This window comes from Terrabacter sp. GCM10028922 (genome assembly GCF_042666095.1).
Taxonomy (GTDB): domain Bacteria; phylum Actinomycetota; class Actinomycetes; order Actinomycetales; family Dermatophilaceae; genus Terrabacter.
The window spans coordinates 124,069-138,775 of record NZ_JBHTFG010000010.1 but is presented as its reverse complement, the minus strand read 5'-3'; the positions used below and the strand labels follow the sequence as shown (position 1 = coordinate 138,775).

Here is a 14,707-nt window from a genome sequence, read left to right as displayed (position 1 = left end):
GCGGCATACGGAATCCGTTGGTGCTTGGGCCAGCTCGAGGGTCAGGGGCGGCCTCCACTCTCGGCCGTGCCCCGTTGTGAGGGGCACCGCTGGCTCGGCGCCGTGGCGACCGGTGCGCGCATCTGTGACCTTGCATCCGCAGTGGACGAAGTCCCCGATCATCCGAAGGTAGCGGTGCCGGGACCGCCCGTCACGGGTTCGGTCGAGCAACCTCCGACAAACCCTCCCCAACCGCGCCGGTCCCGCGCCCTGGGCGCCCCCGCACCAGCGGCGCGCCGCGCTCAGGTCTGTTCGCCTTCCCTCTCGGCCGCGATCACGTGCATGACCGCGTTGATCAGGGCCAGGTGGGTGAACGCCTGCGGGAAGTTGCCGAGGTGGCGCCCCGTGTGGGTGTCGATCTCCTCCGCATACAGCTCCAGCGGCCCGGCGAACGAGAGCAGCTTCGCGCACAGCTCGTGCGCCCGCTTCTTCTCCCCGATCTCCGACAGCGCCGACACCAGCCAGAACGAGCAGATCGTGAACGTGCCCTCCTCGCCGGCGAACCCGTCGTCGGTCTCCTCGACGCGGTACCGCAGCACCAGCCCGTCGACGGTCAGCTCGTCGGCGATCGCGAGCACCGTCGCCCGGATCCGCGGGTCATCCGGCGGCAGGAACCGCACGAGCGGCGCCAGCAGCAGCGACGCATCCAGCGCATCAGACCCGTAGTACTGCGTCAGCACACCGCGAGAGTCCACGCCGTGCTCGAGGATGTCGTCCTTGATCTCGTCGGCCGCGAGCCGCCACTGCGCGGCCTCGTCGTCGCGCCCGATCATCGACGCGAGCCGCGAGCCCCGGTCGACCGCAACCCAGCACATGATCTTCGACGACGTGAAGTGCTGCAGCTCGCCGCGCACCTCCCAGATGCCGGCGTCCGGCTCGCGCCAGTGCTTCAGCGCGGCTTCCACCTGCTTCCCCAGGATCGGCCAGATCCGGCCGTCCAAGTGGTCGGCCACCTTCGAGTGCAGGTACACCGAGTCCAGCAGCGCACCCCACACGTCGTGTTGCACCTGCGAGTGCGCGGCGTTGCCGATGCGCACGGGGCGCGACGCGGCATACCCGGGGAGGTGGTCGAGCGTCGACTCGGGAAGGTCACGCTCCCCGCCGATCCCGTACATGATCTGCAGGTCGTCGTCCCGCTCCGCCAGGTCGGCGATGAAGGAGAAGAAGTCGACGGCCTCCCAGTCGAAGCCGAGCGAGTACATGCCCCAGAGGGCGAAGGTCGCGTCGCGGATCCACGTGTAGCGGTAGTCGTAGTTCCGTTCTCCGCCAGGGGTTTCCGGCAGGGACGTCGTCGCCGCCGCCGCGATGGCCCCGGTCGGCGCGTACGTCAGGCCCTTGAGGGTCAGCGCGCTGCGCTGGAGGTAGCTGCGCCACGGGTGGTCGGGGAACCGGCCACGTGCGAGCCAGTGCTGCCAGTGGTGCGCCGTCCACTCGAGCCGGTCGTGCGCCTCCTCGTGCGTCAGGGGAGGCGGTATCTCGCCCCACGACATCGCGATGAACCGCTGGTCGCCCTCCTTGAGCAGCGTCCGTGCCGTCGCCTGCCCGCCCTCGAAGCCGAGCCGCATGTCCGTCGTCAGGGTGAGCGGGAAGTCCCATCGGTCGGCCTCCGCGCGGCCCTGGTGGTAGCCGCGGTCGGTGTAGTCCCACGTCATCGGGCGCCGGCCGTAGTCGATGACGGGCTCGCACTCCATCACCGTCTGCACCTCGCCGGACACGCAGCGGATGGTGCGCAGCAGCGTGTGCTGCGAGTCGTAGTCCATCGGCGTGCGGTGGTGCTTCGGCGACACCTTGTCCTCGTGGTGCCACGGCCCGAGCAGCAGCACGTCACGGACGATGATCCAGCCCGTCGGGGTGCCCCAGCTCGTCTCGAGCACCATCGTGCCGGGCAGGTACCGCCGCGCGGTCGGCACACTCACGTCCGCCGGCTTGAGACAGAAGCGGCCCGAGTGGCGGCCCAGGATCGCCCCGAAGATGCTCGGCGAGTCCAGGCGCGGCAGGCACATCCAGTCGATGTCTCCACCGGGCGCCACGAGCGCGGTGACTTCGCCGTCGGAAAGGAACCCGTAGTCGGCGATCGGCACCGTCTTGACGTGCGTCGTCGCGACCTTGCCTCCGCGAGTGTGTGTGGTGGCCATGCCTTCAGGTTCGCCCGCGCGACGCACGTTCACAAGACCCACTGCACCGAGGCCGTATGCCGTGTGGCCGGCGCGCGTGGTCGGCAGCCCGACGCGCCTACGTCGAGCGGGGCTGCAACGCCTGGACCCACGCCGCCAGGTTCGGCATTCCCAGCTGTTGGCCGAACGTGAAGGCGGCCTCCGAACCGTCCTGCTCCCGGAACCGCACGACCAGCGCGCGCTTCTTGCCTGCCTCGCAGGAGATGATGCTCGACCGTGGCACGTCGAGGTCCCGCTTGCCGGAGTACGACCGGAAGACCAGCCGTTGCGAGGTGAGCAGCAGCTCGCCCGGCTTGGAGCTGAGAACGGTCATGCCCATCTGGGCTCCCTTCCAGCACAGGATGTCCGGGACGCGCGCCACCACCTCCTCGGTCGCGGTTGCCTCCGGGTCGTTGGCCGTGGCATCCATCGCCTGCTCACTGGTCGGCTCGTATCGCGGCCCCGTGATCTCCCCGAGCCGCTCGCGTTGCTCGGCCGAGAGCTGCTCGCGAAGTCGCTCGCCGTGCTCGCGCGCCTGGGGCGCGGTCGAGTCGAGCAGCGCCGCCACGAGCCTCGGGCCGAGGACCGGGTCGCGCCGGCACACATTCGACCAGAGGTGCATGACCGCGATGTGCACGCCGGGGCCCGAGCCGGGCATCGGCATTCGCGCCGTCGTGCTGACGAGGTCGGCAGGCAGCACCCTCAGGGCCAGCGAGAGGATCTGCGCACCGGCGCGGCTGCCGTGGTCACGGCACAGGTAGAACCACGACACGCTGTCGTCAGGGTCGGCCTCGAGCCGGGCGATGAGCAGCGGCAGCGGGTCGATCCCGTACAGCGGCGCCAGGGTGATCGCGGTGATGAACGATGTGTCGGGGTGCCGCAGCGCGCGGTCGACAACCGCCCTCGACGCCTCCTCGGAGAGCAGCTTGCGGCAGCGTCCTGCGAGGTCGGCGCTCCGCGACGCGTCGAAGGCGCCGTAGGCCGGCGACTCCGGGTCCTCCAGGGCCTTCCACAACGTATGGGCGAAGCCGAGGTCCTCGAGGGTCACCGCATCCGGCCGGAGCATCGAAAGGCCGAGGAACCACTTGTCGAGCACCTCGCCCATGACAGGGAAGTGTTCGATCGTCGCGCCGGGAGAGTACGCGTCGAGCAGAGCATTCGCGATGCCGCGCGCGCCGTCGAGGCCGCTGCGCATCAGCTCGCCCTGCTCGTCGAACGACCACATCCACTCGAGAACGTCGACCCGCTCGGCGACGAGCGGTGCCGTGTAGCCGTCGCTGACCGTGTTGCTCCAGCCCTCCTCCACGAGCCAGCGGTCCACGTCCGGCAGACGGTGCTCCAGCGCGACGAGCGCCTCGACCGCGTGCACCCGACCCCAGCCGGTGTGCCAGCGAGCCAGGTCGAGGAGGATGCCCTCGGCCAGGGTTCCGTGGGCACGCAGCAGCGTGCACACCTCGGCGGTGAACTCGGTGAGGCGGCCGAGCTCTGCTGCCGGTCGCAGGATGGGATGCCAGTCGAGGAGCGCGGCCGCCGCGAGGCCGGCCTTCGCCGGACCGCGGTGCCGGCTGCGGCACACCAGCCAGCCGCTGACCAGCGCGGCAGCCTCCGTGAACCGCCGGCGGTGGTCGTCGTCGGACATGTCGAGATCGTGAGCGGCCACCGCGTTGGCGACGTCGCGGGGCGTGGCCAGCTCGACCGAGTCGAGCGCCTCGTACGCGTCGAGCAGCATCTGGCGGTCGAGGGTGCGGGTCGCGGTTCGGTGGATGGCCTCGATGAGGGCGACGAACGGGGCCTGTGCCTCGTCCGAGGGCCCGACATGGTGGCCGAGGACACCGGCCAACGCGCCCGGCGCCCAGTTGAGCTGGTCGTCCGACACCTGCTTGGGCACCGGCAGCGGCGCGTCAGGATCGTTGGCCGCCAGGGCGACCTCGCGCAGCGTGGGCCCGTCGAACGGCGGGTCCCACAGTGCCACCGAGCCGGGGTCGGCCAGCTCGAGCCAGAAGTCGTCTCCGCTGCTCATGGGTGCACTCTTGTCGTCGCATGGGCTCGCACGTCGCTGACCCGGATGACGCGCTGCCCGTCGGCCCATCCCGGACGGACGACCTCGCTCACCGTCCCCGCCGGACCGCCACTCCCGTGCGGGGCGACCCCGACGACGTGATGCCTCGAGGAGTCGACCGGGTCGCCCGGTGTCACCGCGAGGCGGAGCACCCCGATGGCCGCGAGCTGCCGCTCGACGGCAGCACGTTCGGCTTCGGTGCCGGCGAGGTCGAAGGCGTGGATGAGCTCGGCCACGTCGGCGTCGCTCGGGGCGAACGCGCCAGGCAGCGTGCCGTCGCCGCCCTCCGTGCCGTCGCCGGCCGGGCCGGGTTGCCAGGTCGCAGGAGCACCGAAGTGGTTGTCTCGACGAGGCTCTGGTGTGCGCGGGCGCTCCGTTCCCCGGCCGCGGCGCCCTGCCACGGCTGCGGCGACCAGCGCGACGAGGAGCACGAGGCCCACTGCGCCGATGGCGAGCGGGACGAGCACGATCCCGTCCGACCCGACCGTTGCCGGCCGGCTGGGGACGACCGTCGCCGTCGTGGGCGCGAGCGTTGCTGTGGACGGGGCGGCCGGGGTGACGGCCACGGATGACGCGGACGGAGCGGACGGCACGGCCGGCATCGGGATCCCGCCGGTGGCAGTCCCCGAGGTGGCGACGGCTCCCGGCACCGTCGGCATGACGACCCCGGTGGTCGCACTCGGCACCGTCGGCCCTGCCACGCCGGGGCACGGCGTACCCGCGACGGGGCACAGGACCGAGGTGCCGGGCACGGCGACCACCTCAGCTGCGCGTTCGGCCGAGCGCGACGGCCGACAGGAAGGGCAGCAGCACCCACCCGTTCTTGTGGATGCTCTCGCTCACGGCCTCCGACCCGACGTCGTCGAGGCCGGTGACGGGGTCGGGCCTGCCGTCGATCGGCTGGCCGTCCGCGCCGAGGGGCGCGGGGGTGACGTCCTCGAGCCCGGTCTCCAGCGGCGCGACGTCAACAGGTGCGCCTTCAACAGGTACGCCCTCGACTGGTGCGCCGTCGGCAGGTACGCCGTCGACCGGGACGCCGTCGACCGGCGCCGCGTCGGGTGCCGGCTCGTCGCAGACGATCATCGCGTGGTTCGAGTCGGCCCACGCGTTCTCGAAGAGGCCGAGCGGCAGCTCCTCCTGGTCACCGCCGGGCGTGCCGGGGTCGGAGAGCGTGACGGTCTGGCGCTCGAGGTCGATGGCGGTGACGACGACGGCGTGGTCGGGGGCGTTGTCCTCGGTGGACTCGCCGTTCCAGTACTCACCGCTGTCGACGAAGACGATGACCCCGCGGCCCTCAGAGAGATCGGTGGCGAGGCTCTCCATGTCACCGAACTCGTACCGGGCCGGGACACCGGCAGCCTGCATGAGCTCCGCCCCCTTGGCGAACTCGATGCCGGGCACGCCGTCCATCCCCACCGAGAAGGCCCCGTGCTCGTTGGCCAGGTCGACGAACTGCGCCTCGTCGACGTAGTGCACGCCGGTGTACTCCGAGACGATCTGCGCGATCGAGGCCGGCAGGCAGAACCCGTTCTGCGCCTGCTGGAACCAGTGCTCCGAGGCGTCCTCGGGGTCGCCGATGAGCTGGCCGTCGACGACGAGGTCGCCGTCGGGTGACACGTCGTCCGGTATGCCGCCGTCGACCGGAGTGTCCACCGAGCCGTCGATCGGAGTGTCGACCGAGCCGTCGACCGCACCGTCGACCGGCGCGCCGTCGAAACGCGTGTCGAGCAGCTCGACGAAGTCCGGCGCCACCGCGAGCAGCTGGTCGCGCGTCACCGTCTGGGAGTCGTCGGACACGCCGTCGCCGTCACGGTCGACCTCGATGCGGAACCCGTCACCGTCCTTGACGATCCACACGTCCGCGACGCCGTCGCCGTTGGCGTCGACGACGAGGCCGTCGGCGCTCGTGTCGCCGTCGAGGTCCATGACGACGAGGTTGGCGCCGGTGCTGTTGGTGACGAACACGGCATCGAAGACGCCGTCTGAGTTCGAGTCGATGAGCTCGCGTTCGAAGGTGCCGGTCGTCTCGTCGCCGGTGTACACGGGCGTGGGGTCGGCGGCGTCGTCGGAGCCGTTGTCGAGCAGGGTGTCGTCGCTCATGTCAGCCTCCAGGAGTGGGGTGTGTTTGCCCTGTTGGAGGAGCTGGCAGGGGCCGTTTGTTCCGGCGCAGAGCCGCCTGTCAGAGCCGCCCGTCAGAGGTGACCGAGGGCGAGCGCGTCATCCACGGCTCGAAGCGACTCCCTCAGCTGATGGCGTCGGCTCTCCCCGGCCGCGACGAGCGCGGCGCGCTGCTGCTCCGACGCCTTGGCCGCGGCCCGGCCCGCGGCCAAGGCGGCGTTGAGGCCGGCGACCTGCGTCTCGAGGTGGCTGCGGAAGGCGACGGCGAGCTCGGGCTTGACCTCACGGATCCACGCGTCGACGTACTCCGCGAACTCAGTGCGCTGACGGGCCAGCGACTCGCGGACCTCGGTCGTGAGCTTGGTGCGCTCGAGGCGGTTGCTGCGGAACGCGATGTTGAAGGCCGCCCACGCTCCGGCGCCGACGAGTCCGGCCGGGCCGAGGATCGAGAGTGCCGTCGGCCCTCCGGCGAACGCCCCCGCGAGGCGCTCGCCCATCGATGCGCCGATGCTGACGCTCGTGAGGACCATCGGGTCGAGCAGGTCACGCGGCACGTGCACCTGGCCGACCTGTGCGGTTCCGGGAGCATCGGTCGGCACGATGGCGTCGAGGTCGATGACGGGGGCGGAGTCACCGAACATCCGCTCGACGATGCCGGTGAACCGGCTCGTGAGCAGGTCGACGAGCGCGTCTCGTACGAGGGCGTACTCGCTCACGAGCTCGACGGTGAGACGCCGCACGTAGTCCTTGCGTCCGGGCCCGAGGGGCGTCTTCTCGATCCGGGCGCGCGCGTCGACCTCGAGCGCCTCGAGGCGGGCCCGGGCGTCGCGCAGCACCTCGCTGCGCAGCCGGGCGAGGTCGCGGTCGAGGTCGAGGCTCCAGCGCCCCTGCACCGAACGCAGGTCGGTCTGCCTGGCGGCGAGCTGCTCGGCCTCCGCCTCGATGCGGGCCAGCTCGGACGGGTCGTCGACGGCCCGCTCCATGAGGTCGAGCTGGGCGGCCACGTTCTCGAGGCCCGAGCGACACGTGCGCAACGCGTTGAGGGGCGCGATGAGCTGCTGCTGGCGGGCGACCGCGGTGAGGTGCGCGAGAAGGGTCCGTATGCCGCTCGCCTCCTCGAGCGCGGCCCGCGTGGACTCGTCGGCCGCTTCGGCGGCGTCGGCCATGGGCGACGAGACGCCGATGACAGGCACGCGGGCGAGCCGGACCGACGCCGTGGCCAGCTGCCCGTGCACGTGCTCGACCATGGTCCGCCACGACGCCGGGTACTTGTCGATCATCGTCACCGCGACGACGACGTGCTCGACGTTCTCGGCACACTGCGTCAGGTACTCGAGCTCCGTTGCGGCCATGGGTGATCCGGCATCGACCACATAGAGCAGCACGCCACCGTCGGCCGCCCTTCGCTCCGTCAGCCGCGCGCGCGAGCTGCCCAGGCCGCCGATGCCCGGCGAGTCGAGCACCCCTATGCGCCCGAGGGGGCCGGGTCGGACGTGCACCTCCACGGCGAGCGGCGGCTCCTCCGACGGGTCGAGCAGAGCCAGGTCGGCATAGGCCCCGACCTCCGATAGGGCGATCGTCCGGCGCCGGCCGTCCGGACCGAGGACCGCGGCGTGCGGTTCGTCGTCGCTGTCCTCGGGCAGGGGGAGGAGGCTGACGAAGGTGGCACTCGTCTCGTTCATGCCAACGGGCGACAGGCCCGGTGTGCCCATCAGGGTGTTGGCCAGCGAGCTCTTGCCGCGCTTGGTCTCGCCGACGACCACGACGCGCAGTGGTGTCCGCATCCGTGCCTGGTCGAGGGCGAGTCGGGCGTAGCCGTCGCGGCCGTGCTCGCGCAGCACCCGCACCGTCGCGTCGAGCGTGATGTTGAGCCGGCTCCGGACGTCCGTGGCGACAGGCGCCCCGGGCGTCTCACCAGCCGTCGTCACCATCGCCGGCACCGTGCCCGACCGGTTCTCCCAGTCCGTCCCCATCGTCTGCACCACCGGCGCTGTCGTCGACGCCCAGGCCGGGTGCGAAGTCGTCATGCCGGTGCACGTCGCCCTCGTCCGCGTCGCCCTGTCGATCCGGGTCCGAGAGTGCCTCGGGCTGCTCCGAGCCGGCCGCCCCTGCACCGTCGTCGTGCGGCACGAGCTCGGCGTTCGCCTCGTCGGGACTGGAGGCGAAGGCGCGCTCCAGGGCGGCGGTGAACAGGTGCACGGGGAGGTCGTCCACCGCGAGAAGGTCGTCGACCGGACCGTGCACGTCGACGTCCTCCCGAACCTCGCCGGGAACGGCGTAGCTGCCGCCCAGCTGCGCGGCGCCCGATGCCTCGTCGGGCGCATCGAAGGGAGCGTGACGGTCGTTCACAGTTCACCTCTTATCACAGCCACGTAGTTCAGGCGATTAGCGGACCACGACCCGACGGGGCGAGGTACGTTCTGGATCATCGCGTGAGGGCGCGACGGCAGTGGGCAACGAAGTGGGTGGGGCGCATGGGGGCCGTGCACCTTGGGGAGGACGTACTCGCGCGCGCGCGAGCGGGGGACCAGCAGGCGTTCGCCGAGCTGGTCCAGGCTCACCAGCGCGTGCTGTGGGCTGTCTGCCTGCGGATCACGAACAACCAGCACGACGCCGAGGACGCACTGCAGGAGTGCCTCATCGCGGCCTGGCACCACCTCGACCAGTTCCGCGGCGACTCGCGGTTCGGCACCTGGATCTACCGGGTGGCCGCCAACGCCGCGATCGGCGTCGCCAGACGTCGCAACCGCCCCGTCTCCCTGGAGGACGTGCACGCGGTGACGCCGGACGTCAGTGACCGCGTCGCCGACGTCGACAGGGTCCGTGCGGCGCTCGCGAAGGTGCCGCTCGCGTTCCGCAGCGCACTCGTCCTGCGCGAGATCTGCGACCTCACGTACGAGCAGATCGCGGTGCACGAGGGCATCAACATCCAGACGGTCAAGAGCCGCATCAGCAGGGCCCGAGCCCATCTGCGCGAGCTGCTCGCGGACGACGTCGCCCGCTGACACCCGGGGACTCACCGCTCCTCCTTCGCGACGGCCTGGCCCAGGTGGAGCATCGACTGCGCGAGGGTGCGCGCCGCCTCCGCCTCCGCGCCGGTCCGCGCCGTCCCGGACTCCGCCTGGAACCGCGACGCCTGCGCGAACGCCCAGGCCGCGGGATCGCCGTCGGCCGGCACGGCATCCATCCGCTCGCGCAGCGTGCCGAGCGAGAGCCACCGGCGCAGCTCACCCAGCAGCGGGCTGGAGGGTTGCTCCCTCGTCAGCAGCCGCTCGGCCCGGACCTCGCGCACGACGTGTGCCGAGGGTCCGTGCGCGAACGCCTCGACCCGACGGGCGAGCTCGACCGGGACGTCGCCGCGCCTGGCCACCTCGGTCAGTGCCTGGAGGGCCCGGGACGTACGCGCATGGCGCACCTGCACGAGGCACCGGTGGAGCGCCTCCTCGATCCCGCGGATGCCGCTCGCCTGCTGGAGCCACTCGATGAGCTCGGCGCTCGTGGCACTGCGGGCCCGGCCGTAGTTGAGCCCGTACGGCGTGAGCACCTCGCCCAGGTGCACCAAGGTCTCTGCGTCGACACCGGCCGCGCCGGTGCTCGCGCCGAAGCGAAGGAGTGACGCAGGCGCCTGGCGCAGCGTCCTCAAGAGCCGGGTGTCGGCCTCGGTGAGCCGGCCCGTCCGCACCGACTCCGCCATGAGGCCGCTCACCGGCAGCACCTCGGTGAAGTGGTCCGGCAGCGTCGCCGCGGTGGTGGCCGCCGCAGCGCGGGCCAGCTCCATCGGGTCGTCGTCACCCCAACCACCCGCCCCCAGGTTGTCCGCGTGCGCGAGGAGCCCGATCGTGCAGACCAGCCCGGCGCGCTCGGTGCGGCCGGCAGGATCGGTGGTCGCGAGGCGCAGCTCGTCGATGACGCGGGCGTCGTCGCTGCGGACGATGCCCCGGAAGAGGTAGAGCAGCACCTCGGCTCCGGCCGCCAGCCTGCGCGACTCGTCGGCGACGAGAGCATTGGGGGAGGTGGCGGCCAGGCCCGGCGTGTCCACGAGGGTCACCGCGTGCAGCACCGCGGACTGCAGCGCCACCTCGAGGCGCACCACGGTCTCGCCCGGAGCGACCGGGGCACCTCCGAGGGCCTCCTGGATCGACAGGGGAAGCCGCCGACCGTCCGAAGTGACGGCGAACGCCGACTCGGGCGCGCCCTCCCGGTACACGACCGGATAGCGGGTGCAGTCCTCCGCTGCGGTCGCAGCCACGCGCCGACCGACGAGCGCGTTGACGAGCGTCGACTTGCCGGCGCTGACGCGGCCGACCACCGCGACCCGCAACGGCGACGCCAACGCCAGGCGCACGGCATTCAGCTCCTCCCGGAGGGCGTGGCCCGTGGGGAGCAGGTCGAGCAGGTCCGAGCAGAGGGCGTCGACCGGGTTGTCGGTGAGGGTGTCGAGGTCAGTCATCGGCTCACGTGCTCCCCCACCACTCGACGAGGTTCGCGATGGTGCCGCCGGTCGAGACGAGGTAGACGAGGGCGAGGTCGTCCACGTTCGTCCACATCAGGCGGGCCACGTCCTCGGTGTCGGAGACGTGCGCATAGACCCTGCCCTCCGTGGGCCCGTCCTTGCCGTACGCCCACGTGTCGATGGCCGGCGGGTGCGTCAGGTCCGTGTTGGTCACCTTCGTCGGATCCGTCCCGAGACCGGTGAAGTACGCGTCGGCCTGGGTGCGCAGCTCCTTGGCCGAGTCGTACGTGAACAGGTAGAGCCACGTGCTGCCGTCCATGGCGACGTCCGTGGACCGGGGCGTGCACCGGATGGAGTGCGCCTCGGGGGCGCCGTCCCATGCGCTGCAGGAGCCGCTCTGCACGAGGTTCTCCTGGCTGCGAGCCAGGGCGCACTCGGCCGCGTCGAGGTCCGAGCAGTCGAAGGGCGGATCGGCGGTCGTGCTGGTGCTAGTGGTGGTGGTCTCGCTGGTGGATGTCCTCGTGTCGCCGGCGCCATCACTCGAGCTGCTGGAGCGGCCCGCGGTCGGCGTACCGTCGCGCCCGCCCACCCACAGACTCCCGAGAACGACTGCCAGCAGCAGCGCGCCGACGATCGAGGCCACCCGGACGGCGTTGCGACGGCGGGGCGGGACGGCCGCGTCCGTCGCCCGTGTGGTCGCCTCCGCCAGGGCTGCGTCGGCACCGGCGTGGACGGGGCCAGGGGCCGGCGCTGCAGGTGCAGGGCCCTGCTCGAGTCGGGATGTGGGCGGCTGTGGCGCGGGCGGGGGCGGCGTGACCGGAGTGGCGGCTGCGCTCGCGACCGGGGCGAGCAACGCACCCAGGCTCGTCACCTCCTTGGGGTCCCCGAGGGTGCCGACCCGTCCGCCGCTCACCGCCTGGAACTCGCGCTGGACGAGGGGGATGAGGCTCGACCCGCCCGTGAGGAAGAGATGGTCCACCGGTGCGCCGGCAAGCAGGCGGCGGGTGGCCTCGACGGCCCGCGCGACGCTCGGGCCGATCATCGCCTCGAACTCTGCGGCGGTCAGCGTGACCACAGCGCGCTCGCCGGCCACGGTCACGAGGACCGGTGCCGACGCGTGGTGCGACAGGGCGTGCTTGGCTTTCGTGATCTCTTCCCTCGTGGTGAGGCGGGCCGCGAGCCCATCGTCCGAGTCGAGCGCGTCGAGCAGGTCCTGCCGACCCTCGGCGGCGAGCTGCTCGCGCACCCAGCGCTCGATGTACCCGTCGAAGTCGTCCCCGCCGAGGGGGTCGATGCCGGCGGTGTCGCTCACGATGATGTCGAGCCCGTTCGCGCCTTCCGTGGCGCGCAGGTGGGCCACGTCGAAGGTGCCGCCGCCGAAGTCGACGACCGCGAGGCGCTCGCCGGGCGACACCGCACCGCCGGCGGCGTGGCGCCAGGCCGCGGCGAGCGGCTCGGGCAGCAGCGAGGTCGTGGCGGGGTCGGCTCCCGCTCGCCTCGCGGCCTCGAGAAGCAGTGCGGTCAGGTGGGCACCCCAGGCCGCAGGGTGGGTGATGACGACGGAGTCAGGGGCCGTGTCGCGCGACTGCAGCCGGGCCGCATCAAGAGCTCGGCGCAGCACCGCCGCGACGAGGTCCACAGGGTCGACGACCGCGCCGCCGAGCAGCATCGACGGTGGTCCGAGCCGGCGCTTGGGGGTCCGCTCGAAGGCTGCGGGGTCGAGCCCGGCGAGCCGTGCGGCGTCGTCCCCGACGAGCAGCTCGTCGCCGCGCAGGAGCACCGCGGAGGGCATCGCGTTCGTGCTGTAGCCGAGGCGCAGGGTGGTGGGAGCGCCGTCTGCTCGCCGGATCGAGGCGCACGTGTTCGAGGTCCCGAAGTCGATCGCCAGGACGTAGCGGTCAGTCATGCGGACCGACCTCCTCGGCCCGGCTGTCGAGGGCATCCGCGACGTCGCCGACGATCGAGGCCATGACGATGGCGGCACATCCGAGCGTCACGCTGAAGCCCGCCCCCAATCCCATCCACGCCGCATCGGGCATCGAGACGTCGGCCTCGTCGAGAGCGACAGCCGCCACGAGCAGGACCTGCCACACGATCCACAGCGCCCACCAGATCGTGCTCCGACGCAGGTGCGCGGCACCGAGGCCCGCAGCACGCAGGAGCCGCCGCACGCTGTGTCCGGTGAGGTAGAGGTTGGCCACCGGGATCCACCATCCGGCGAGGACTGAAGCCGACCCCTGACCCGCAGGGTCGACGACAGCTCGCTTCCACTCCCGCGCGAACCACCTGGAGTAGAGGACCGCACTCGTGAGAAACGTGACCAACGTGACGTAGAGCATCGTCACCCCGAAGGCCTCCTCGTTGACGAAGACGGCCAATGCCAGCACGGCGCACGCCACGGCGACCGCGAACAGCGAGACTCGCGTCGCACGGACGAGTCCGTCACGGTGAGGCGCGGGCGCCTCGGGACGAGCATCGCCCGGCGGGACGGCGGGCGGGGGCCAAGCGTGTGCCTCGCGGGCCGGCGGCGCCTCGGCGGCCGGTGGCGCCTCGCGGGCCGACAACGCCTCGCGGGGCGTGCCCGCCGGCGGCGGCAGGAACCGCAGCCTGGGTCGGCTCGCGTCAGCGGCCGCTCGCGGCGTGGCATCCGCTCGCGCCGGTACGGCATCCGCTCGCGCCAGTGCACGGACCGGCGCGGTGAGTGCGCCCACGGCGGTGATCTCCTTGGGGTCGCCGAGGGTGCCGACCCGGCCGCCGGTGAGCTGCTGGAACTCGCGCTGCACCAACGGGATCAGGCTCGAGCCGCCGGTGAGGAACAGGTGGTCGACCTCGGTGCCGTCGAGGAGGCGGCGCGTCACGTCGAGTGCTCGGTCGATGCTCGGCCGGATCATGGCTTCGAACTCGGCCGCGGTGATGGTGACGACCAGCCGTTCGGCACCGACGGTCACGAGGACGGGCGCGGACGCGTGGTGCGACAGGGCGTGCTTCGCCCGGCGGAGCTCGTCGCGCAAGGTCAGCCGCGCGCCGAGGTGCTCGTCGGCCTCGAACATCTCGACGAGGTCCGACCGGCCGTCGGCGCGCAGCTGCGCGAAGAGCCACTGCTCCAGGAGTGCGTCGAAGTCGTCGCCGCCGAGGGGGTCGAGTCCGGTGGCGTCGAGGACGCGCAGGCTGTCGACGCCGCCTCCTGGGCTCGACTCGAGCAGGGCGACGTCGAAGGTCCCGCCACCGAAGTCGGCGACGGCGACCGTCTGGACGCTGGCGCCGTCAAGCACGTCGCGGTACGCGCTCGCGGCCGCGATCGGTTCGCTGAGCAGCTCGACTCCGTCGACGGCCGACTGCGCGAGCGACGCGGCCCGGCGCAGCTCACCGACGAGGTGCGGGCCCCAGGCTTCTGGGTGCGTCACGAGAACGCACTCGGGGTCGACTCCGCGCGACTGGGCGCGCGCGGTGCCGATGACGTGGGCGAGCACGGCGGCGACGAGGGACGCGGGGTCCAGCGCCTGGGCGCCGAGGACCATGGCCGGCTGCCCGAGCCGTCGCTTGGGCGTGCGCTCGAAGGAGGTGGGATCGAGCACCGCGAGGCGCGTCGCCTCGTCGCCGACGACGACCTCTCCGCCACGCAGCAGCACCGCGGAGGGGATGGCGTTGCTCGCCGCGCCGAGGCGCAGTGGCATCGCTGGTTCACCGTCGCGTCGGAGGGCGGCCGTGGTGTTCGTGGTGCCGAAGTCGATCGCCAACCGGTAGCTCGCGAGCATGGCTCTCCCTTCGGTCGGGTGCCGCGTTCTGTGCGTTGGAGTGATGAGCGGGGGGCGAATGTTCCCGGGCCGTCCAGGACGGCGCGCATCGATCCGTTCGGACTCCGTCGGGAACATCTGCCCTGCTGGC

Annotated in this window: 10 protein-coding genes; 1 reads left to right on the top strand and 9 read right to left on the bottom strand. The window is 72.1% G+C overall.

What is annotated here, in order from left to right:
- Window positions 1–281: 281 nt before the first annotated feature.
- The 6 genes from ACFQU3_RS11360 to ACFQU3_RS11335 all read right to left on the bottom strand — a co-directional run bounded on the left by ACFQU3_RS11360 (window position 282) and on the right by ACFQU3_RS11335 (window position 8,718).
- Window positions 282–2,174, bottom strand: a complete 1,893-nt coding sequence (locus ACFQU3_RS11360) for a glycoside hydrolase family 15 protein (protein ID WP_385909781.1) — start codon at window positions 2,172–2,174, stop codon at window positions 282–284.
- 97 nt (window positions 2,175–2,271) lie between these two features.
- Window positions 2,272–4,212 (bottom strand): hypothetical protein, encoded by a 1,941-nt coding sequence (locus tag ACFQU3_RS11355; protein ID WP_385909779.1) that lies wholly within the window; start codon window positions 4,210–4,212, stop codon window positions 2,272–2,274.
- A complete protein-coding gene (locus ACFQU3_RS11350) occupies window positions 4,209–5,003 on the bottom strand; it encodes a hypothetical protein (RefSeq protein WP_385909777.1) in 795 nt (264 codons plus the stop codon). Before ACFQU3_RS11350 ends, ACFQU3_RS11355 begins: the two co-directional genes overlap by 4 nt.
- 10 nt (window positions 5,004–5,013) lie before the next feature.
- Window positions 5,014–6,351, bottom strand: coding sequence for a C39 family peptidase (locus ACFQU3_RS11345; protein WP_385909775.1), 1,338 nt, complete (start codon window positions 6,349–6,351; stop codon window positions 5,014–5,016).
- 92 nt (window positions 6,352–6,443) lie between these two features.
- Window positions 6,444–8,300: a dynamin family protein gene (locus ACFQU3_RS11340; protein ID WP_385909773.1), complete on the bottom strand. Its 1,857-nt coding sequence runs from the start codon at window positions 8,298–8,300 to the stop codon at window positions 6,444–6,446.
- A complete protein-coding gene (locus ACFQU3_RS11335; protein ID WP_385909771.1) occupies window positions 8,281–8,718 on the bottom strand; it encodes a hypothetical protein in 438 nt (145 codons plus the stop codon). The genes ACFQU3_RS11340 and ACFQU3_RS11335 overlap by 20 nt, the downstream gene beginning before the upstream one ends.
- An 83-nt stretch (window positions 8,719–8,801) precedes the next feature.
- Here ACFQU3_RS11335 and ACFQU3_RS11330 point away from each other — a divergent pair, with 83 nt between their 5' ends.
- Window positions 8,802–9,374, top strand: a complete 573-nt coding sequence (locus tag ACFQU3_RS11330; protein ID WP_385909769.1) for an RNA polymerase sigma factor — start codon at window positions 8,802–8,804, stop codon at window positions 9,372–9,374.
- Between the two features lie 11 nt (window positions 9,375–9,385).
- On the opposite strand, the gene ACFQU3_RS11325 is transcribed toward ACFQU3_RS11330, so the two are convergent.
- From ACFQU3_RS11325 to ACFQU3_RS11315, 3 genes are read right to left on the bottom strand one after another with little or no spacing between them, the layout of a single operon-like run.
- A complete protein-coding gene (locus ACFQU3_RS11325) occupies window positions 9,386–10,819 on the bottom strand; it encodes a dynamin family protein (protein WP_385909767.1) in 1,434 nt (477 codons plus the stop codon).
- A 4-nt stretch (window positions 10,820–10,823) separates the two neighbouring features.
- Complete coding sequence (locus ACFQU3_RS11320; protein ID WP_385909765.1) at window positions 10,824–12,728, bottom strand: Hsp70 family protein; 1,905 nt, start codon at window positions 12,726–12,728, stop codon at window positions 10,824–10,826.
- On the bottom strand, window positions 12,721–14,577 hold the full coding sequence (locus tag ACFQU3_RS11315) for an Hsp70 family protein (RefSeq protein ID WP_385909763.1): 1,857 nt from the start codon (window positions 14,575–14,577) through the stop codon (window positions 12,721–12,723). Before ACFQU3_RS11315 ends, ACFQU3_RS11320 begins: the two co-directional genes overlap by 8 nt.
- Between the last annotated feature and the right edge of the window lie 130 nt (window positions 14,578–14,707).